General features: G+C 68.1%; 20 protein-coding genes and 3 pseudogenes. 19 read left to right on the top strand and 4 right to left on the bottom strand.

Going from position 1 to position 20648, the window contains the following annotated elements:
* On the top strand, window positions 1–1197 hold the full coding sequence (locus tag EV384_RS16995; RefSeq protein WP_242624103.1) for an ABC transporter substrate-binding protein: 1197 nt from the start codon (window positions 1–3) through the stop codon (window positions 1195–1197).
* Window positions 1198–1309: 112 nt separating this feature from the next.
* Here the strand turns inward: EV384_RS16995 and EV384_RS17000 are convergent, their stop codons facing one another.
* The gene (locus tag EV384_RS17000; RefSeq protein ID WP_423202963.1) at window positions 1310–2023 is read right to left on the bottom strand and encodes an IS6 family transposase; all 714 of its coding nucleotides are present in this window, start codon (window positions 2021–2023) and stop codon (window positions 1310–1312) included.
* A gap of 165 nt (window positions 2024–2188) precedes the next feature.
* Complete coding sequence (locus tag EV384_RS17005; protein ID WP_130334559.1) at window positions 2189–2989, bottom strand: fumarylacetoacetate hydrolase family protein; 801 nt, start codon at window positions 2987–2989, stop codon at window positions 2189–2191.
* A gap of 98 nt (window positions 2990–3087) precedes the next feature.
* Here EV384_RS17005 and EV384_RS17010 point away from each other — a divergent pair, with 98 nt between their 5' ends.
* The gene (locus EV384_RS17010; RefSeq protein ID WP_130334561.1) at window positions 3088–3828 is read left to right on the top strand and encodes a GntR family transcriptional regulator; all 741 of its coding nucleotides are present in this window, start codon (window positions 3088–3090) and stop codon (window positions 3826–3828) included.
* Between the two features lie 115 nt (window positions 3829–3943).
* Here EV384_RS17010 and EV384_RS36000 read toward each other — a convergent pair whose 3' ends face one another.
* The gene (locus EV384_RS36000; protein WP_242624490.1) at window positions 3944–4654 is read right to left on the bottom strand and encodes a zinc-binding dehydrogenase; all 711 of its coding nucleotides are present in this window, start codon (window positions 4652–4654) and stop codon (window positions 3944–3946) included.
* A pseudogene (locus EV384_RS36005) lies at window positions 4630–4953 on the bottom strand (NADP-dependent oxidoreductase); the annotation flags it as partial. The gene EV384_RS36000 and the pseudogene EV384_RS36005, both read right to left, overlap by 25 nt.
* 215 nt (window positions 4954–5168) lie before the next feature.
* Here EV384_RS36005 and EV384_RS17020 point away from each other — a divergent pair.
* The 17 genes and pseudogenes from EV384_RS17020 to EV384_RS36740 form a co-directional block, all read left to right on the top strand.
* On the top strand, window positions 5169–6005 hold the full coding sequence (locus EV384_RS17020; protein ID WP_130334563.1) for a fumarylacetoacetate hydrolase family protein: 837 nt from the start codon (window positions 5169–5171) through the stop codon (window positions 6003–6005).
* Window positions 6006–6016: 11 nt separating this feature from the next.
* On the top strand, window positions 6017–6937 hold the full coding sequence (locus tag EV384_RS17025; RefSeq protein WP_130334565.1) for a VOC family protein: 921 nt from the start codon (window positions 6017–6019) through the stop codon (window positions 6935–6937).
* A 17-nt stretch (window positions 6938–6954) separates the two neighbouring features.
* The gene (mhpA, locus tag EV384_RS17030) at window positions 6955–8532 is read left to right on the top strand and encodes a bifunctional 3-(3-hydroxy-phenyl)propionate/3-hydroxycinnamic acid hydroxylase MhpA (protein WP_130334567.1); all 1578 of its coding nucleotides are present in this window, start codon (window positions 6955–6957) and stop codon (window positions 8530–8532) included.
* Between the two features lies 1 nt (window position 8533).
* Entirely contained in the window at window positions 8534–9991 is a 1458-nt protein-coding gene (locus EV384_RS17035) for an ATP-binding cassette domain-containing protein (RefSeq protein WP_165439953.1), read from the top strand.
* A 58-nt stretch (window positions 9992–10049) separates the two neighbouring features.
* Window positions 10050–11276 carry an ABC transporter substrate-binding protein gene (locus EV384_RS17040; protein WP_165439954.1) on the top strand — a complete coding sequence of 409 codons (1227 nt, stop codon included), beginning with the start codon at window positions 10050–10052 and terminating at the stop codon, window positions 11274–11276.
* Between the two features lie 3 nt (window positions 11277–11279).
* Window positions 11280–12155, top strand: a complete 876-nt coding sequence (locus EV384_RS17045; protein ID WP_130334573.1) for a branched-chain amino acid ABC transporter permease — start codon at window positions 11280–11282, stop codon at window positions 12153–12155.
* Window positions 12152–13186 (top strand): branched-chain amino acid ABC transporter permease, encoded by a 1035-nt coding sequence (locus EV384_RS17050; protein WP_130334575.1) that lies wholly within the window; start codon window positions 12152–12154, stop codon window positions 13184–13186. Before EV384_RS17045 ends, EV384_RS17050 begins: the two co-directional genes overlap by 4 nt.
* On the top strand, window positions 13183–13866 hold the full coding sequence (locus EV384_RS17055; protein ID WP_130334577.1) for a GntR family transcriptional regulator: 684 nt from the start codon (window positions 13183–13185) through the stop codon (window positions 13864–13866). Before EV384_RS17050 ends, EV384_RS17055 begins: the two co-directional genes overlap by 4 nt.
* A 14-nt stretch (window positions 13867–13880) precedes the next feature.
* Window positions 13881–14624 carry an SDR family NAD(P)-dependent oxidoreductase gene (locus tag EV384_RS17060; protein ID WP_130334579.1) on the top strand — a complete coding sequence of 248 codons (744 nt, stop codon included), beginning with the start codon at window positions 13881–13883 and terminating at the stop codon, window positions 14622–14624.
* A 131-nt stretch (window positions 14625–14755) separates the two neighbouring features.
* Window positions 14756–15568 (top strand): ABC transporter permease, encoded by an 813-nt coding sequence (locus EV384_RS17065; RefSeq protein WP_130334581.1) that lies wholly within the window; start codon window positions 14756–14758, stop codon window positions 15566–15568.
* Window positions 15565–16416, top strand: coding sequence for an SMP-30/gluconolactonase/LRE family protein (locus EV384_RS17070; protein WP_130334583.1), 852 nt, complete (start codon window positions 15565–15567; stop codon window positions 16414–16416). Before EV384_RS17065 ends, EV384_RS17070 begins: the two co-directional genes overlap by 4 nt.
* 697 nt (window positions 16417–17113) lie before the next feature.
* Window positions 17114–17257 carry a hypothetical protein gene (locus EV384_RS34840; protein WP_165439955.1) on the top strand — a complete coding sequence of 48 codons (144 nt, stop codon included), beginning with the start codon at window positions 17114–17116 and terminating at the stop codon, window positions 17255–17257.
* 140 nt (window positions 17258–17397) lie between these two features.
* A complete protein-coding gene (locus EV384_RS17075) occupies window positions 17398–18984 on the top strand; it encodes a bifunctional 3-(3-hydroxy-phenyl)propionate/3-hydroxycinnamic acid hydroxylase (RefSeq protein ID WP_165439956.1) in 1587 nt (528 codons plus the stop codon).
* The gene (locus tag EV384_RS17080; RefSeq protein ID WP_130334587.1) at window positions 18981–19790 is read left to right on the top strand and encodes an SDR family NAD(P)-dependent oxidoreductase; all 810 of its coding nucleotides are present in this window, start codon (window positions 18981–18983) and stop codon (window positions 19788–19790) included. The genes EV384_RS17075 and EV384_RS17080 overlap by 4 nt, the downstream gene beginning before the upstream one ends.
* 107 nt (window positions 19791–19897) lie before the next feature.
* Window positions 19898–20065 carry an AMP-binding protein gene (locus tag EV384_RS37270; protein ID WP_423202901.1) on the top strand — a complete coding sequence of 56 codons (168 nt, stop codon included), beginning with the start codon at window positions 19898–19900 and terminating at the stop codon, window positions 20063–20065.
* Window positions 20059–20283 (top strand): annotated as a pseudogene (locus EV384_RS37275) (hypothetical protein); the annotation flags it as partial. The gene EV384_RS37270 and the pseudogene EV384_RS37275, both read left to right, overlap by 7 nt.
* A gap of 25 nt (window positions 20284–20308) precedes the next feature.
* Window positions 20309–20617, top strand: a pseudogene (locus EV384_RS36740) (AMP-binding protein); the annotation flags it as partial.
* Between the last annotated feature and the right edge of the window lie 31 nt (window positions 20618–20648).

Consider the following 20648-nt stretch of genomic DNA (forward strand, 5'->3'; position numbering starts at 1 on the left):
ATGAAGACCGACATCGGTGTCACCGCTGAGCCCTGCCCGCAGGCCATCGATACGACCAAGGGCTGCATCTACCTCGGTACGATCTCCGACCTGACCGTCGGCCCCTTCGCCCCGCTGGCTGTTCCGATCACCAAGGCGCAGGCCGCGTTCTGGAACCGGGTCAACAAGGCCGGTGGTATCGGCGGCTACGAGATCGACGTCACCAAGTACGTCAAGGATAACAAGTACAACCCGCAGACCCACAACGAGGTCTACCAGGAGATCAAGCCCAGCATCCTGGCCCTGGCGCAGACCCTGGGTTCTCCCACCACGGCCGCCATCATCGAGGACCTCGTTGCCAGCAAAATCGTCGCGGCGCCGGCGTCGTGGACGTCGGACTGGGCGTTCCAGGACGTGATCCTCGAGTCCGGTGCCAACTACTGCGTCGAGTCCATGAACGCCGTCGACTTCGCCAAGTCCAAGAACCCTGCGCTCAAAAACGTCATGGCTGTGCACTACGCGGGTGACTACGGCGACGACGCGGCTGCCGGTGTCAAGTACGCGGCCGAGAAGCTCGGCCTCACGTACACCGATGTCAAGACCGACCCCGGTGCCGACAAGCAGGCCGCCGCCATCGCGGCGATCGTCGCCGGCAAGCCGGACCTGGTCATCCTGACCACCGCGCCGACCGAGGCTGCGACCATCGTCGGCACCGCCGTCGCGCAGGGCTTCCGCGGCATGGTGATCGGCACCAGCCCGACCTGGAACCCCGCGCTCAACGGCAGCCCGGCCGCTCCGGCCCTGGCCGCGGTCTACCTCCAGTCCGGACCGTGGCAGTCGTGGGGTGCGGACACGCCGGGTCACAAGGCGATGCGCGAGGCGCTGACCCCGACCCCGAGCCCGCTCTCCGACGGTTACACCTCTGGTTGGGTGTGGTCCTACCCGCTCAAGGCCGCGCTCGAGAAGGCTGCCGCGAACAAGGACCTCACCCGTGCCGGTCTGCTCGCCGCAGCGAAGTCACTGACTTCAGTGGACTACGAGGGCATGCTTCCGGCTGGCTCAGGTAACTACGCCGCCGGACCGGACAAGGGCCAGGTCCGCGTCACGGTCATCTCCAAGCCGGACAAAGCCGCGCCGACCGGCGTGACCGAGGTCCAGAAGCTCACCGCGGGTCCGACCGCCACGGGCTTCAACTTGAGCAAGGCCTGCTACAAGTAGCCGATCCCGGTATGAGGGGCGCGCGCATGCGCGCGCCCCTCATACACAACGGGGGAGGGTGCCGTTGCATTATCTGATCGGGAGACGCGGTACGCCCGGGTCGGGTCTGCGGTCAGATCACCCGGGCGAGTTCACTGAGCGCCGAAACGACTCGGAGCTTGGGCTGACTGTCGAGCCCGAGTTCGTAGTGTCCGCGGCGGAGATTCTGCATGAACGCGTGTCCGGCGATGATCACCTGTGCGCTTGAGTCGGTCCGGAGTCCACGCATGGGTCGTAACCGGTGCTTGAGCTGGCTGTGATCGGCCTCGATCGGATTGTTCGCGTGCCGTTCGACGTGGTGCCAGGCCGAGGGGATCAGGTCGTCGAGCACCGCTGGGTAGACCGGGGCGGCGTCGGTGACGACTTCGCTGGGCGTCACCTTCAGCATCCGCAGTGCACCCTGGAAGAACCGCCGGGCCGCGGCGGCATCACGGCGGGCCGAGACGAGCACGTCGATGACCTGCCCGTGCTGGTCGACCGCCCGGTAGACGTACCGCCAAACCCCGTTGACCTTCACGTAGGTCTCGTCGACGAACCACCGGTCACCGGGCGAGTGGCGGACGAACCGGGCCGCGTCGGCCAGCAACGGGGTGAACCGTTGCACCCACCGGAACACGGTGACGTGGTCGACCTCGACACCGCGCTCAGCCAGGAGTTCCTCCACGTCCCGGTAGGAGAGGTTGTAGTGCAGGTACCAGCAGACCGCGACGACGATCGCCTCTGTGGGGAACCGGAATCCGATGAACGCCGACTTCGGAGGCGACCAGGGGCGACCAGGACTCGACAGCTGCACCCGTCAAAGCTGCCTCGATCCCTGGACACGGGCAATGCAACAGCCCCACGACATCTTTGCGGATCTTGAAGCGTAGACAACTCCATGATCCACAGGTGTCGTCCTCGCTCCGCATCCGGGCACCGGCAACAAGATCAGATCAAAGCGGGCATTCGCGGACTACTCCGGGGCCCTGCAGTCCCCCGGCTCCAGGAACCGCTTGGGGTCGCGGGCACCGCCGACGCCCGCTGGCGTTCCGGTGAAGATGAGGTCGGCCGGTAGTAGCGGGCAGACGGCGGAGAGTCGGGCAATCAGTTCCGGCACGGCGAAGATCAGATCACCGGTCCGGCCCGACTGGAGGACCTCATCGCCGAGCCGGCAGCCCAGTTCGAGGTCGTTCGGATCGGCGAACTCGTCGGGCGTGACGAGCACCGGACCGACCGGGCCGAAGCCGGGGTAGGACCTGCCGACGGAGAACTGGGGTACCGGTCCGGCCAACTGGACCAGTCGTTCGGAAAGGTCCTGGCCGACCATGAGCCCGGCGATGTGCTGCCATGCTTCCTGCTCGGCCACCGCTTGCGCCCGTCTGCCGATCGCGACAACCAACTCGACCTCCCAGTCCACGTACGCGCTGGGAAGCGCGACCGTCTCGTTGGCGTTGACGACGCAGGTCGGGAACTTGGTGAAGACCGCCGGAACCGGCGGCACCGCGAGACCGGACTCGGCCGCGTGTGATCGGTAGTTGAGGCCGATTGCGAACACCTGGCGCGGAAACGGTGTTGGCGCGTGCAGGTCTGCGGGGTCGACGGCGAGATCTGCCCGCCCGTCCTGAGCGGCAGCCCACTGGCGGAACTCGTCCCACTGCGCGAACAGCGACTGTGGCTCGGCCGGGAACCGGCCGTCGCTGGCCTTCTCAACATCGAGTCCGGCGCCAGAGCCGTCGACCAGCGTGGCGCGGCCCATCAGGTTGGCGAAACGCATCTGAGCTCCCTCAGCAGCAGGGCGGACTCGGCCATCATGAGGGCCAGAGTCGACTGTCAAGAGAGAATCGATTATTCTGCGCCTGTTACCCTTCTTCCGTGGTCAAGCGAGCTGGCAGTGAGAGCCTCACCGAGGACGTGTGCGCGCAGCTGCGCGACGACATCTTCAGCCGGCAGCTCGCACCCGGCGAACGGCTGAAGCCCGCCGACCTCTGTATCCGATTCGGTGTCAGCCTCAGCGTGATGCGGGAAGCGCTCGGCCTGCTGGCAGCGCAGGACCTTGTGAAGATCGAGCGCAACCGCAGCTTCCACGTCACGACGTTATCGCGGGAGGCGTTGCACGACCTGACCGAGGCGCGCAAGATCAACGAAGGTGCGGCCCTCCGGTTGTCCATCGAGCGCGGCGACGTCGCGTGGGAGGCGGAAGTGCTTGCCGCTCATCACCGGCTCGCCAGCCGTCCGGTCTTCCTCCCCGGCGATCCACCGATCCGCAACAACGAGTGGTCGGAGGCGCATCTCGCGTTCCACCACAGGCTGATCGAGGCATGCGGCAACCAGGTCCTGCTGGACATCTGCGTGCGGCTGTCCGACGCCGCCCAGCTCTACCGGGCCTGGTCCTCGTCAGTTGGTGGAGATCCGCATCGGGACCTCGCCGCCGAGCACCGGGCGCTCATGGAGGCCGCCCTCGATCACGACGACCGCGCGGTGCGCCTCTTCGAGGCGCACATCGAGCGAACCGCGCAGATTCTACTGCAGTTCGAAGCTCCCGAAATTGAGCATTCAGCCCTGTGGCGACCATCCCGTGCCGGTGCCACCGCACGGGCGCGCAAGGCCGGATAGGTCGCTCTCTCGTGACGGGCCGCCGGCCAGTGTGTGCAACGGTGGTGTCCCGGAGCGGCCGTGGGGCTGACCCACCATTCAGCAGTTGCGCCGGCCGGGTTGGAGGCTCCCGTGGTCAGACGCGGATCACGCGCTTGCCCAGGTTGTCGCCGCGGTAGAGGCCGGCGATCGAGTCCGGTGCGCTGTCGATCCCCTCGAGGACGTCCTCGCGGTGGCGCAGCCGCCCGTCGCGTACGAGCGGCGTGAGCCGGGCGACCGCCTCGCCGAGGCGGTGCTCGTGGTCGAAAAACAGGAAGCCCTCCATGCTTGCGCGCTTCATGAGCAGGTGGCGGCTGACCAGGGGTCCGACCGGCCACGGGTCCCAGCTCACCACCGAGGCCGTGCCGCACACGACAATGCGCGCACGGGGGTTGATCAGCCGCAGCACCGCATCGCTGATCGCCCCGGTGGTGTTGTCGAAGTAGACGTCGACGCCGTCCGGGCAGGCCGCCGCGAGGTCGGCCTCGAACGTGGGGGAGCGGTAGTCGACGGCGGCGTCGTACCCGAAATCCTCGACGCAAGTCGCACCTTCTCGGGTCCGCCGGCGATCCCGACGGTGCGGCAGCCGGTCAGCCGCGCCAGCTGGCCGGCCACGGAGCCCACGGCTCCGGCCGCGGTCGAGACGACGACGCTGTCGCCCACCCGCGGCCGCCCGATTTCGTTCATCGCGAACCAGGCCGTCGCCCCGGTGAGACCGAGCACGCCGAGGGACAAGGACGGCGACATCCCGTCGTCGGGCACCCGTCGCAGGATCGCCGACGCGTCGACGGTTGCGTACTCCTGCCACCCGAACATGCCCATGACGCGCTCGCCGACGGCGAAGCGGTCCGAGTGTGTCTCCTCGACGCGGCCGACCGCGTACGAGCGCATGACGGCACCGAGCGGCACTGGCGTCGAGTAGTTCGCCACCGCGCTCACCCAGCCGCGCATCGCGGGGTCGACCGACAGGAATGTATTGCGCACCAGGACTTCGCCGGGCCCGGGCGGGCGGACTCCGGCCTGCACGATCGCGAAGTTCTCCGCCTGAGGGATACCGTCGGGCCGGGACACGAGCACGACCTGGCGATGCGTGTCCGGGCTACTCATGCGGCCTCCTCCTTGATCGATGCCGCGACGATCACCGGGCAACGGAACCCCGGCCCGGTCTTCGGGCGCTGCGGTCGATCCGCGCGCATCTTACCGATCGCTCGTCCCTAAATCGATGCCACAATCAGAATCGATTTCCTCTTGTGTGGTCGATCGGGCGGTGCTTGAATGACGCACATCACACCTCGGTTACCGGGCCATGACGGAGACGTGACATGCGTGTAGCGAGCACGGGAGGGCGGCTGGTCGTCGCCGCAGGCGACGGCTGGGTTGACGTGGAGAAGGCCAGCGACGGACGCTTCTCCTCGGATCCTCAGGCGGTCTACGGCCGCTGGGACGAGTTCGTGGACTGGGCCCGTGACGAGGTGGACGACTCGTCGGCGCAGCAGGTCGAGGTGTTCGACCCGCCGGTGCCCCGGCCGCGCCAGCTCATCGCGATCGGCCTCAACTACCGCGACCACGCGAACGAGGCCAAGCTGGACATCCCCGAGTACCCGGTGGTGTTCGGGAAGTTCGCCAGCTCGCTGGTCGGGCACGGCGCCACCGTCGTGCTGCCGAGCGACGGCATCGACTGGGAGGTCGAGCTCGTCGTCGTCATCGGCAGGGAGGGCCATCAGATCCCGGTCGAGAAGGCGTGGGACCACGTCGCCGGCCTGACGGTCGGCCAAGACCTGTCGTGGCGGGCGGTGCAGCTGCGGGGACCGGCACCGCAGTTCTCGCTGGGCAAGTCGTACCCGGGCTTCAGCCCCCTCGGCCCGGCCGTCGTCACGGTCGACGAGCTGCCCGACAAGGACGACCTGGCGATCTCATGCGCGCTCAACGGCGAGACGCTGCAGCACGGCCGCACAAAAGACCTTATCTTCCCGGTCGCCGAGCTGATCAGCCGGCTGTCGCAGGCGCTGACCCTCTACCCCGGCGACCTGATCTACACCGGCACGCCGGAGGGCGTCGGCGCGGGTCGCAACCCCATGCGCTTCCTCGGGCCCGGCCAGCTCGTGAGCTCCATCGAGCGCGTCGGCGAACTGACCATCAACCTCGTCAACGGCCTCTGAGGGAGGACCCGATGCCACTGCACCGGCTCAGCTCGTTCACCTACTCGGTCCCGAACGTGGCCGAGGTGATGTCCTATTACACGGAGTTCGGGCTCACCGACAACGGTGACGGCTCGATGTCCACCGTGGACGGCGGCAGGCAGCTCTACGTCGAGCAGGGTCCCTACCGTCGGATCACGGCCATCACGCTCGGCGCCGACGACCCCGACGATCTGGGCAGGATCTCATCGTCGCTGGCCGCCCTCGGTGTGGAGTGCACCGTCGAGGGCGAGCGGCTGCGCACCGCCGAACCCATCAGTGGCACCCGGGTGAACGTGGTCGTCGAGCAGCGTGTCGCACAGCCGACCATCGCGCCGGCGCCGACCAACGGCCCCGGGCGCGTGGAGCGCGTGAACGCGCGAGCGGACGGCATCATGCGAACGGAGCGGGTCAAGCCACGCCGCCTAGGGCACGTGGCGCTCGTCTCGGCGGACTCCGAGGCGACCATGCGGTTCTTCGCCGACGGCCTGGACTTCAAGGTCAGCGACTACGCCGGCAGCAAGAGCTCCGCATTCATGCGCTGCTCGCCGGACCACCACAACGTCGCGGTCTTCAGCGGGCCGGCCTCCTTCCCGCATCACAGCTCCTGGCAGGTCAACGACCTCGACGACATCGGCCGCGGCGCGGAGGACCTGCTGGCTGCCGACGCCGGACGGCAGGCGTGGGGCTTCGGCCGTCACTACGCCGGGTCGAACTTCTTCTGGTACCTCAAGGACCCGGCCGGCACGTTCAGCGAGTACTACGCCGACATGGACCAGATCACCGTCGACGACCTCTGGACGCCCCAGGTCTGCGAGGGCAAGAGCGGCCTATACAGCTGGGGCCCGGTCCCCTCGCCGGACTTCATGGCCCCCTCAGACGTCGCCGAGATCATCGCCGCACAGTCGAGCTGACCGATCGGAGGCATGACATGACCGAGACCTCTGACGTCGTCATCGTCGGCTACGGGCCCGTCGGGCAGTACCTCGCGCTCAAGCTGGGCCACGCGGGCTACTCGGTTGCTGTGGTGGAGAAGTGGCCCACGCCGTACGCGCTGCCCCGGGCGGTCCATTACGACCACGAGATCGCCCGCCTGTTCAAGTCGGTCGGGCTCGACTCGATCACCAACCCCATCATCGAGCAGTACGACAACATCTACCGCTGGGTCAACGCGGACAATGAGGTCCTGCTCGATCTCAACTGGACGGGCGTCGGCCCCTCGGGCTGGCACATGTCCAACTTCTTCTCACAGGCGGAGCTCGAGCGGGAGTTCAACTCCTACATCGAGAAGATCGGATCGATCCAGGTCAACCGCGGGTGGGAGGCCCAGGAGATCGACCAGGACGCTGACGGCGCCACCGTCACCGCCCGCTCGATGCGCCCGCAGGACGCCGGGGCGCTGTTGACCAGGACCTTCCGCGGCAAGTACGTCGTGGGCTGCGACGGGGCCAACAGTTTCGTCCGGCGGTGGATGAAGGCCGAGACGCACGACCTCGGCTTCCAGTTCGACTGGCTCATTGTCGACATGGTCCCCCACGAGCCGATGACCTTCGACCCGCCGGCGTGGCAGTGGTGCAATCCGGCCGCACCCACCACGGTGGTGCCCGGCGGTCCCGGACGCCGGCGCTGGGAGTTCATGCGCCTGCCGCACGAGACCATCGAGCAGCTCAACACCGAGGAGACCGCCTGGAAGCGCATGGCGGCCTGGGGCCTGACCCCGCAGAACTCGGTCCTCGAGCGGCACGCCGTCTACACGTTCCGGGCGATGTGGGCGCTCCCCGGGCAGTGGCGCAAGGGTCACGTGCTCATCGCCGGCGACGCCGCCCACCTGACCCCGCCGTTCGCCGGTGAGGGGATGTGCGCCGGGATCCGGGACGCGCAGAACATCTACTGGAAGCTCGACGCGGTGCTGCGCGGCCACGCGTGCGACGAGTTGCTCGACACCTACGGTCCCGAGCGCAGCAACAACACGCAGTACTGGATCAACTTCGCCGTCGGCCTCGGCGAGATCATCTGCGTGCTCGACCCCGAGGCGGCTGCCGCGCGCGACGCCGCGATGAAGGCGGCGCTGGAGGACCCGTCGCAGGCCCCGCCGCCCCCGCCTTCCCCGTCCCTGACCGCGGGCATCATCGGCACGCATCCGTTCGCAGGTCATCTGTCCCACCAGTACCGGGTGCGCAGGGGCGCCGTCACCGATTTCTTCGACCACGTCATGGGATACGGCTGGGCGATCCTGAGCACCGCCGGGTCGCCCGCGGCAGCGCTCGGACCGCAGAACCTCACGTGGGCCAAGGAGAACGGCGCCATCCTCGCGAGCGTCGGCGAGGATGGCGCCGTCGACCTCGTCGACGTCGACGGCAAGTACGCCGCCTGGTTCAAGGAGCTCGGCGCCGACACGATCATCGTGCGGCCCGACTTCTACATCTACGACGCGGGTGCGCTCGCGGGCCTCGACGCAGCGGTCACCGAACTGCGCACCAAGTTGTACGTCTATCCCCCGGGAGTCTGAGTTGGCCCTGCTCGAGGCGCGTGGCCTCACCAAGCGGTTCGGGGGCGTGACCGCCCTCGACAACCTCGACCTCGCCATCGAGGCCGGGGACGTGGTGGGTGTCATGGGTCCCAACGGCGCCGGCAAGAGCACGCTGCTGAAGGCCTTACTGGGCGAGATCCGGCTGGACGGCGGTGACGTGCTGCTCGACGGGAAGTCGGTGCTCGGCTGGCCGACGTACCGCATCGCGCGCGCTGGGGTCTCACTGGCCAACCAGGTGCCTCGGCCCTTCATGCGCATGACGGTCGAGCAGAACGTCCACGTCGGCAGCCTGGCCAGGGGTGATCGGCTGCGCGACCTGGACGTGCTCGAGCTGTGCGGCCTGGCGGGCAAGGCCAAGCGTCCGGCGGGAAGCCTCGGGCTGCTCGACCTCAAGCGGCTCGAGATGGCCCGGGCGCTGTCCCTGCACCCGCGCGTGCTGTTCCTGGACGAGGTCTGCGCGGGGCTGGTGCAGCACGAGACCGAGCAGATGATCGACATCATCCGTCGGGTCCACGCCGAGGGTGTCGCGCTCCTGGTGGTGGAGCACGTCGAGACGGTCATCCGCGACCTGGCGCAGCGCGTCATCGTCATCGACTGGGGCAAGGTCGTCGCCACCGGCACCCCGGACGAGATCTCGGCCGACCCCACAGTGCGCGCCATCTACCTCGGTGATGGGGCAGCCCTGCAGCGGACGGAGGTGCGCGAGCGCACCGAGTCGTCGACGCCGCCCCTGCTCGAGCTCGACGGCATCAGTGCGCGCTACGGCAAGGCGGTCGCGCTCGACGGCGTGAGCCTGCGCGTGCAGGCCGGTGAGGTGGTCTCGGTCCTGGGGGCCAACGGCGCAGGCAAGACCACGATGACCCGGATCATCACCGGCCTGCTGCCGGTGGCATCCGGCACGGTCCGGATATCGGGTGAGGACGTGAGCAGGCTCGGGCCGCACGAGCGGGTCAGGCGCGGCGTGGCCTGCTGCCCCGAGGGCCGGCAGATCTTCGGCGAGCTGACCGTGCAGGAGAACCTGCTGCTCGGCGGATATACCACCGACAAGGCCGCGCGTCTGACCCGGGCGGACGAGCTCTGCACACTGTTCCCCATCCTCGGCCAGCGGCGCGCTCAGCCGGCGGGCACGCTCAGCGGCGGTCAGCAGCAGCTACTGGCGATGGCTCGGGCTCTGATGTCCGACCCGACGCTGCTCATTCTCGACGAGGCCTCACTGGGCCTGTCTCCCGTGGCCATCGACACCGTGTACGAGGCCATTGCGGGCGTGCGTCAGGCGGGGCTCTCCATCCTGCTCATCGAGCAGAACGCCCACCGCAGCCTCGCGGTGGCGGACCACGCCTACGTGCTCGATCGCGGCCGGATCACCTATGAGGGACCGGCCCACCACCTCGACGACGTCGACCGTCTGTCGGCGGCGTACTTCGGAGCCGGCCACTAGGCCGACTGCCCACGCCGTCCGGGGACGGTCCCGCGGCTCACCAGAAAGGTCACGAATGATGCGAAGGAAGTCACTCCTCGCGTTCGCCGCGGGCGCGACCCTGGCGCTGACGCTGGCCGCCTGCGGCGCCTCGGCGTCCCAGAGCCCGGGCGGCGCAGCCGGCGCCCCGATCGTCCTCGGGGCGTCTCTGCCTCTGACCGGTCAGCTCGGTGGTTTCGGCCCCCTGATCCAGTCGGGCTACGAGCAGGGCGTCGCGGCGATCAACGCCGCCGGCGGCGTCAACGTCGGGGGCAGCAAGCACCAGCTCAAGCTGGTCGTGAAGGACAACAAGAGCGACCCGCAGCAGGTCACCGCCCTGTCCAAGTCGCTCATCAACGACGACGGCGCAGCTGTCCTGCTCGGGTCGGTGACGCCTCCACTCAACATCCCGCTGTCGGTGGTTGCGGACCTGGAGCAGGTGCCTGCCGTCATGAGCCTGGCGCCGACCCTGGCCTGGATGGGCGCGAACAAGGACGGTTGGAAGTACGCGTACGACGTCTTCGTCGACGAGACGCAGCAGACCGCGGTGAACTTCCAGGCCTCCGACCTCACCACCACGAACAGGAAGGTCGCCCTGTTCACCGACACCGAGGAGGACGGCAAGGCGATGGGCGCCCTCTGGGAGTCCGAGGCGCCCAAGTACGGCTACACCATCGTCTACCGGGCCCAGTTCCCCGTCGGGACCACGGACTTCTCGCAGTTCATCCAGAAGGCCAAGGACTCCGGCGCCGATGTCATGATCGCGCAGGTCATCCCGCCGGACGCGGTGGCGCTCTGGAAGCAGATGAAGGCACTGAAGTACTCGCCGAAGGTGGCGTTCCCCGAGAAGGGCGGTGGGTTCGGCTTCGACCAGGCGCTCGGTGACGTCGCCGAGGGCGCGTGCGTGTTCGGCTGGTGGTCCCCGACCAACGGCAACGTCGGTGGCCAGGCCGTGTACGACGCGGCCAAGGCGAAGTACGGCGATGGGCTTGGCGCGCAGGGCATCGTCGCCACATATGCGGTCGTCCAGATCGCCGCCGACGCGCTCTCCCGAGCCGGCAGCACGGACCCCACGGCCGTCAACAAGGCGCTGTCGCAGACCAAGGACCTCGCCACCGTCCTCGCCAAGATCACCTTCGGGCCCGACCACCGCTCAGTGCTGCAGGCCACCATGACGCAGTGGCAGCGAGCGGCCCAGCCGACGGTCTGGCCCGCCGACCAGGCCACCACCAAGTTCCTCGCACCGGTGCCCGGCCTGGTGAGCTGACCCATGTCCGTCGAGGCCCTGCTCAACGGCGCTCTCCTGGGCGGTCTCTACGCCCTGGTGGCACTCGGCCTCTCGCTGGTGTTCGGCATCATGCGGGTGGTCAATCTGGCGCACGGCATCACGGTGCTCACCGGCGCGTACGTCGCGATCGTGATCACGCAGCACGCCGCCATCGACCCGCTGCTGACCTTCCTCGTGGTGGGGCCCGCCGTCTTCGTCGTGGCAGCCCTCACCCAGCGGTACGTCCTCTCGCGGCTGCTCTCCACGTCGCTCGAGGCTCCGCTGGTCGCCACGTTCGGCCTGCTGCTGATCGGCCAGGGGCTGCTGGCGCAGGTCTTCGGGGGCGACCCCCTCGCGCTCAACGCCCCGTGGGGCCAGAGCGGGATCACGCTGTTCGGTGTCACCGTCCAGACGGTGAACGGCGTCGCCTTCGTGCTTGCCGCCGTCATCATCGCCGGCACGCAGCTCGTCCTCGCGCGAACCCGCTTCGGGACCGCGCTGCGCGCCGCCGCGATCGACTCGGCGACGGCCAGCACGCTGGGCATCAACATCAGCAGGATGCACGCCATCACGTTCGGAGCGGCCTCGGCCATCGCGGCCCTTGCCGGGATCGTCTACGGAACGGCCTTCTCGGTCACGCCCAATGCCGGCCTGCCCCTGCTCGTCCTCGGGTTCACCGTGGTGGTCATGGGCGGGGTCGGCAACATCCCGGGAACCCTGCTCGGCGGCGTGTTGGTCGGTGTCATCGCGGCCGCGGTCGGCGGGCTGTTCGGGCCGGTCTACTCGCCGCTTGCCGTCAACGTCCTGCTGATCGTCCTGCTGCTGGTACGTCCCCGGGGCCTGCTCACCGGCCTGACGATACGGAGGGCCGCAGCGTGATCACCGTCCCGGTGAAGCGACTCTTCGGCGGCCTCGTCATCTGGTTGGCGATCCTTGCGATGCTGCTCGCGCTGCCCGGGCACGTGAGCCGCGGCAACCAGGAGCTCGTGCTCACCCTCCTGATCTGGGTCGGCGTGGCGCAGGCCTGGAACATCATCGGCGGCATCGGCGGCCAGATGTCGCTGGGGCAGTCGGTGTTCGTCGGCGCGGGCGGCTACACCGTCGCGATGACCATGATCAAGCTGCAGCCCGGTTGGCCCGCGGCGCTGGTCGGTGCGGTCGTGGTGTCGGCGCTCGTGGCCTGGCTGCTCGCCTTCCCGCTGCTGCGGCTGTCCGGCGTCCACTTCACCATCGGCTCATCTGCCGTGGCACTCGGCCTGCTCGCATGGATGGTCACGTGGGAGTGGACGGGGGAGAGCCGCGGCCTGAACATCCCCCTCGACGCGATCCCGGACCGCGCCACCAAGTTCCGCGTCGTCGCCTTCGCCGCTGTCCTCGCCTGCGTCGTGACCTACGTGCTGCTGCGGTCAACGTTCGGCCTGCGGCTCATGGCAGTGCGCGACAACGAGGACGCCGCGGCCGCTCTCGGTGTCTCACCCCGACGCGTGAAGGGACAGGCATTCGTCCTCAGCGCCGCTCTCACCGGCCTGATGGGTGGGGTCGTGGCCCTGAACCAGGCCTCGATCGAGCCCAACTCGATGTTCGGCCTGACCTGGTCGGTCACGGCCCTCGTCATGGTCATCGTCGGCGGCATGGGCACCCTGTGGGGGCCCGTGATCGGAGCCTACGTCATCTACTACGTCGTGGACCGGTCACTGGACAACCAGCCGGTCCTGCAGGCGCTCCTGTCGGGCGTGCTGATCATCGCCGTCATCGTCCTGTTCCCGGGTGGGATCATGGGAGTCCTCCAGCAGGGCTGGACGTGGCTGACCGGGTTGGTCTCCCGCGGGAAGATAGCCCGACGTCGGCGGCACCCGTCACCGAGCCCGCATCGGTCACGACCTCTTCCCGAGACGGGAAGCGTGCGATGAGCGGTGTCCGGGTGTCGGCCAAGGCCAAGACGCGGGTCCAGGAGGTCTGGACCACGGTCCGGCGGGACATCCTGCGAGGAGCCCTCCACCCGGGGGAGAAGCTGAGCCCGTCGGCGACGGCCCAGGAGTACGGCGTGAGCCTCAGCGTCGTCCGCGAGGCGCTCACGCGAATGGCCGAGCAGGGGCTCGTGGTCTCCCAGCCACAGCTCGGGTTCACCGTCACCCCGATCTCGCGGGAGGACCTGCTCGACCTCACCTCGGTGCGCCTCGACATCGAGACGTTGGCCCTGCGCCGATCGGTGGAGAACGGTGACGTCGAGTGGCGCACGGCCCTGGTGGCCGCTCACTACCGGCTCGAGCAGACGCCTTGGTACGACGTCGACGTGGAGCCTCCGATTACGAGCGAGGAGTGGGCGTTGGCGCACAAGCGGTTCCACGACACGCTGCTGGCCGCCTGCGGCAGCGGGCGCCTGCTCGAGATCGCCGAGTCCCTGCGCGACTCCGCCGAGCTGTACCGGCGTTGGTCCGCTCCGATCGGCGGCGAGCACGAGCGTGACCTGGTGGGCGAGCACCGGGCCATCTTCGAGGCCGCCCAGTCCGGTGACGCCGAGACCGCGGTCGAGCGCCTCAAGGACCACATCTCACAAACGACCGACGTGCTGCTCAAGCACGCCACCTGACAAAGGAGAGACCAATGGCCACCTCGCTGTTCGTCACCGGTGCGTCAAGCGGCATCGGCGCGGCGTTCCTCGAGCAGGTGCCTGCGGACGTGAACGAGCCGCACACGTTCAGTCGGCGTCCTGCAGACGGCAGGTGGACCCAGGTCGACCTCGGTCATCAGCGCCAGTGGGAGACGGTTGTGAGTGCGTTCAAGCAGGCGCTCGATGCCGAGCAGCCGGACCACGCCATCTTCTTCCACTGCTCGGGGGGCGGCGACCCGGTCGGACGGGTGGTCGACCTCGACCCGCTCGAGTACGGGCTCGTCGTGACCATGAACGCGGCGTCCGGCATCGCGCTGGGCCAGGCATTCCTGCGCGCGTGCCACCTGAGGGGGATGCGAGCCACGCTCGTGCTCACCGGTTCGCCGGCCGCGGATAAGGACGTCCCCGGCATGGCGCACTACTGCGCCGCCAAGGACGGGATGCAGCACTGGGGCCGCATCGTGGCGATGGAGATGACGCCGGAGTCGGGCAACCGGGTCATTACGGTTGTCCCCTACGCGGTGCTCACCGAGATCGTGAAGAGCGTCATGACGAAGGATCCCGACGAGGTCCCGCTGGTGAACTACTTCCGGCACGTCGAGACGGCAGGCGAGTTCGCGAGTCCCGAGACCTGCGCCCGCCACATCTGGACCGCCATCCACGAGGCCTCCAACGGGGCCGTGGTCCCGGTGGGTGCGCTCGTGATCGCCGAACGCGCGGCCGCGGCGGCATCGTGAGCGTCTCCGTCGACCCGGAGATCCACACCGGCGGCTGGAGTTCGCCGAGCTGCCGAAGACCATCTCCGGCAAGATCCGGAGCGGAGGTTCGTCGGCGTCGTGACGGCCAGGATCTCCGGCAGACCTTGCTGGTGCACTTCGCCCGCTACTTCGACGCCTGCGACCGCGCCGACAGCGATGAGGTCATGCAGATCATGGCCGGCGCAACCATCAGCGTCGGCGCCCAGACTCTGTCCAACCCCGCGGCGATTTGCGAGATGTATGAGACGAAGCAGCCCAAGCCCTTGGACGAAGTCCGCAGGGCCACCAAGCACCACACCACCAACCTGCTGGTCGAGGGGCCGGACGCCGACGGCGTCTACGCCGCGACCGTCTACTGCTTCCGGCTCGAGGCGGGTGGGTCGGGCCCGGTAGTGGCGACGGCCGCATCCCCACTCGGCCTGCCGATCGTGGCGTGGCACGCGCTCGGTCTCGCCGTCGTCGCCTGGTACCTCCTCGAGCACTCGCCCGTCGGACGCCGCTTCTACGCCACCGGCGCGAACGCCGATGCGGCACGATTGGCCGGGGTGCGGACCTCGCGCGTCGTGGTGTGCTCATTCGTCGTCACAGGGCTGGTCGCTGGCCTTGCCGGGGTGCTCGCCACCGCGAAGGTGGGCCAGGTGTCACCGAGCATCGGACCGCCCTACCTGCTCCCGGCCTTCGCCGCGTGCTTCCTCGGCACCACTCAGCTCAAGATGGGGAGGTTCAATGTATGGGGCACGGTGCTGGCCAATTACCTCCTGGCGCCTGGAATCAAGGGCGTACAGTTGGTCGGCGGACAGCTGTGGATCACGGACCTGTTTAACAGCCTCGCCTTGGCCGGCGCGGTGGGGGTGGCTGTGGTCAGCCAGCGTCGGCACGCGGCCGTCGTGAGTCGGACCACGTCGCGGGCGAGGACCCAATGACCCGGGCGGATCGCACGCTCCGTCAGCTCACCGGTGAACTCGTCTACCCGGAGTCGCCGCGCTGGTACCGCGACAGCATCTGGATCTCAGATGTACATGACTACGCGATCAAGTCGGTTGGACTCGACGGCCGTGTCAAGGTGCAGGCTCCCGTCGCGGCACGACCTGCAGGTTTCGGGGTCCTCCCCGACGACTCGTTGTTGGTGGCCTCGGCGCTAGACCGCCGGCTGGGCATCTTCGAGAACGGCCGACTCCGAGAGGTCAACGACCTCTCGGAGCTGACGACAGGCCTGCTTAACGACATGGTGGTTGGGCGCGATGGTACAAGCTACGTGGGCGATACGGGGTTTCGGCCGGGCTCGGAAGCCAATGCGCCCGGTCGCATCATTCTGCGGCGGCCAGATGGGTCGATCCACGTCGCGGCAGAGGGCCTGGCCTTTCCCAACGGCATGGCACTCACCGACGACGAGTCGGTGCTGTACGTGGCCGAGACGTTCGGGCAGCGGCTGACCGCATTCACCGTCGGCCGTGACGGTCACCTGACCGAGCCCAGAGTGGTCGCCGAGCTCGGCTTCCGGCCCGACGGCATCTGTCTCGACGGTGCCGCGAACGTCTGGCTCGCCGCGACTTTCGACGCGAGGTTCGTCTGTTGCGACACGACCGGGGTCATCGTGGACCAGATCCCGGCGCCGGCCTCGATGGCGGTGGCGTGTGTCTTTGTCGGTGCCGACCGGTCGACCTTGGCGCTCTGCTCGGCCCAGACGTCCTTGCAGGACTTGCCTCGGGGTATGAGCAAGGGGCGCGTCGACGTAATCGAGGTAGGAATTTCCGGTGGGGGTCGGCCTTGAACGTCGATACAGTTACGAGGAATCGATCCCCTGTAGAGAGTTCGATATATGTTGGGTGTGTAGTAGAATTTATCCCCGCTGTGGCGGCGGCGAAACTGCTCGGGTGGAAAGTCACTCAGCTCTCTACGCCGCTGACTCCGGAGGGCTACCAGAGCACCATCAACCAGACTGTCCAGAGCCCGACCGACTTCGCTGTGATCACCGCCTTTATTCCTGACGCGGCCGTCACCAGCCAGTTCACGGCGCTCGCTAACGCGGGAACCAAGATCGTCGAGCTGGCCCCGTCCGGCACGTCTCCCTCGGCGGCGGGGCCGGTCTACGGCGTCGTCGTCGGCAAGCCATTGCTCTCGCTAAGCGGGAAGCTGATGGGCGACGCCGTGGTCGCCGACTCCGGCGGCAACGCCAAGACCCCGTTCGTGTGGGACCCCTCGACCTCGGCTCTGTTCGATCCAGTGAAGAAGAGCTACTCCGACGCCGTCGAGGGTGCAGGGGGCGCGGTCGATGTGATGGGCGTGAGCAACTCTAACATCGGAAAGTCGATCCCGGGCCAGGTGGTCAGCTACCTGCAGTCGCACCCCGACGTCACCTACGTGGCCTTCAGTCTCTCGGACGAGGCCACGGGCGTCCGCAGGCGATCGCAGCCGCCGGGCTCAGCGGCAAGGTCAAGATCGTCAGTAGGGCACCTAGCGCGACCACGATGGCGGATGTCGAGAGCGGTGCTCAGTGGGCCACGGTCCACGAGGAGAACTCCGCGGGCGGGTACCGGGCGATCGACCAGCTGGCGCGGATTGCGGCGGGAGTCGATCTGGGCGACCTGCGCGACGCAGTGGGCTGGCACTAGATCTTCACCAAGGCCAACGTCGTCCACACCGACTCGGCGCCCGACACCCCCGGTGTCCCGGAGGCGTTTCTGACTGCGTGGAAGGTCGGCTCATGAGCTCAACACACACAACCGCTTCCGCAGCACGAGGGGATGCACAGATGCCACAGGAACCTTACGACGTCGCCGTCGTCGGCGGCGGCCCCAGCGGCCTAACTGCTGCCGCGCTGCTGGCCCGACAGGGATGGAAGGTCGTCGTCTTCGAGAAGCACTCGGGGCGCTACGGGCTGCCGCGTGCCGGCCACGTCGATCACGAGGTCTTGCGCATTCTGCAGGGCGTCGAGGCGCATCAGCCGGTCATCGACGACGAGTTCGTTCAGACCACGTACGAGTGGCGCAACGGATCTGGACAGACCTTGCTTCGCTTCGACTTCGGCGGGGTGAGCGTGTCGGGCTTCAAGCCCGACACGATGATGTACCAGCCGGTGCTCGAGGACGCGCTGTATGACAGTCTCGCCGTTGCCGACACGGCGACGGTCCTGCACTCCAGCACCGTGACCGCGGTCGAACAGGAAGACGAAGGCGTGAGGATCACGGTCGCCGACACCGTTTACTCGCCAGCGGGCGAGCCGGAGCCGGGGCAACGCAGCCGCACCTACTCCGCCAAGTTCGTCATCGCTGCCGACGGCGCTCGAAGTCAGATCCGCGATGAGGTGCTGCGTACCGGGCGGGTCGACAAGGGCTTTAATGAGGAGTGGCTCGACGTTGACGTACGCATCCTGCGTCCGCTTCCCGAAGGGATTGACGGGCAGTGGTGCGACCCCGCCCGGCCGATGTACATAGGCGCCCTCGGCAAGCGATACCACCGTTTCGAGTGCGCCCTGCTCCCTGGCGAGACCGCGGAGCAGGCGTTGCGACCCGAGATGGCGTGGGAGGTGATGGGCACCTACGGCGTGGGGCCCGACGACGTCGAGATCGTTCGCCAGATCGTCTACACCTTCGAGGCGCGGCTCGCCGACGTGTGGCGGACGGAGCGGGTGTTCCTTCTCGGCGACGCGGCTCATACCATGCCACCCTTCATGGGCCAAGGCCTGTGCTCGGGCATCCGGGACGCCTCCAATCTCGCCTGGAAGCTGGACTTGGTGATGCGGGGGGCAGCCGAGCCGAGCCTGCTCGACACCTACCAGCAGGAGAGGTACCCGCACGTCGAGCACTGGATCGACACGTCGATCACTGTCGGCTCAATCTCGCAAGTGCTCGACCCGGAGATCGCCGCAGCCCGCGACGCACAGCTGCTCGCCGGGGAACTCCCGCCGCTGCCGCCACCCCCGCGGCTGATCAGCGGTGCTCTGAGCTGTGACGGGTCCGGCCTATCCCGGCCACCCGTGGGCGAGCTGTTTCCCCAGGCCGAGGTCAACGTGGGGGATCGGAGCGGGCTGCTCCACGATGTGGTCGGCCATGGCTTCCTCCTGGTCAGCGCGGGAGGACCGCCAAACCTCGACGACGCAGCCCGAGCAGTCCTGCAGACGTTGTGTGCCCGCGTACTCGTCCTCGGCGACGGAACAGACGGCACCGTCCGGGACGAGACCGGCCGGATACGGGCATTCTTCGCCGACAATCAGATCTCGGCTGCTCTGGTACGCCCCGACTACTACGTCTCGTCGGCAGCGACGACGATGGACTGCGCTTCAGACGCGGTGCGTGAGGTGGCGGCACCGCTGAGTCTGAGGGTGGGCGCGCGGGCATGACGGACCAAGGGCACCACGGTGGCCGACTCGCGGGCAGCACCGTCGTCGTCGTCGGCGCCAGCCGGGGCATCGGTCGCTCAATCGCGCTCTCGTTCGCACGTTGCGGCGCCAAGCTCGTGCTGGCGTCGCGATCTTCCGACGAACTCGCCAGTGTGGTTGAGGACGTACGCCACCTCGGCGCAGAGGCGCTTGGAGTCCCCGCGGATGTGAGTCAGGAGTCATCCGTCGCCCAGTTGCGCGAGCGTGCATTGGAGTGGAGTGATGGCGCCTGCGACGCTGCCGTCATCTGCGCCGGCATCCCGGGGCCGACCCTGCCACTGTGGGAGCAGGATCTGGCGCAGTGGGAACACACTCTGCGCATCAACCTGACAGGTGTGTTCCTGTGCTGCCGCGCATTCATTCCAGCGATGGTGGCCCACGGCTCTGGCAGCGTCACCGTGATCGGGTCGGCGACTGGCAAGGCACCTTTGCACGGGCGCACGCCGTACGCTGCAAGCAAGGCTGGCCTGATCGGGCTGGTACGCACTCTGGCGCTGGAGGTCGGACCAAGCGGCGTACGGGTGAATCTGGTCTCACCCGGGGCCGTGGTCGGTGAGCGGATCGAAGGGATCATCGCCGCTCAGGCCACAGCCCTCGGTCAGACCCCAGAGCAGGTGCGCGAAGGCGTGTTGCGACGCACTCCTTTGCGACGATTAGTCGAGCCCGACGATGTCGCGGACGCCGTCTTGTTCCTCAGCTCGCCAGCAAGCGCCTGCATCACTGGCGAGGACCTGAACGTCTCCGCAGGCTACGTGACCCATGGTTGAAGCCCACGTCGACAAGCGTTACAACGTCGCGCAACAGATCGCCCACCAGGCGGCTCGTCGGCCGGACCGCGTGGCCGTGCGGGCTGGTGCCCGGACGATGACGTTTGGTGAGCTCGACCTGGCCAGCTCCCGGGTCGCAACAGAAGCTGCGTCGTCAGGGGGTCGTGCCCGGAGACCGGGTGGCTCTTCTTCTCTCAAATCAAATCGGGTTCCCGGTGGCCTACAATGCAGTGCTCCGTGCGGGCGCGATCGTCGTGCCGACGACCCCATGCTGAAGCGACATGAACTGGAGCACCAGCTCGCGGACAGCCAAGCCGCCGTGATCGTCACGATGGGCTCCCTGGCCGAGGAGGCGGCGCCAGCGGCAGCCGGGGCCGGAGCTCGCCTGGTCCTTCTCGAATCACTTCTCACTGCGCTGGCGGACGGCGGGGTGACATCCGAAGCGCCGGTCGGCGTCGCAGCCGGCGCGGCTGCGGTCGTGATCTACACCTCCGGGACCGCCGGCCGCCCCAAGGGGCGCCGTCCTGAGTCACACCAACGTGAGCGCCGCGGCGACGGCACACCGCGATCTGGCCCAGCTGGACGACGGGACTGTGTCCGTCGCAGCGCTCCCGCTGTTCCACGTCTACGGCATGACCTGCGTCCTCAACAGCACCCTCTTCGCCGGTGGCTGCGTGACGATCGTCGAGCGCTTCGATCCGGACCTGGTCCTGGCGACCGTCGAGCGGTACCGAGCCAGGATCCTCGCCGGCGTGCCAACCATGTACAGCTCTCTGTTGCGCGCCCCGGAGCACAACAGGTTCGATACGACGAGTCTCAAGCACTAGGGCCCCGGAGTGTTCCGTGATTGTCCGTTTT

Source organism: Micromonospora kangleipakensis, assembly GCF_004217615.1.
Taxonomy (GTDB): Bacteria; Actinomycetota; Actinomycetes; order Mycobacteriales; family Micromonosporaceae; genus Micromonospora; species Micromonospora kangleipakensis.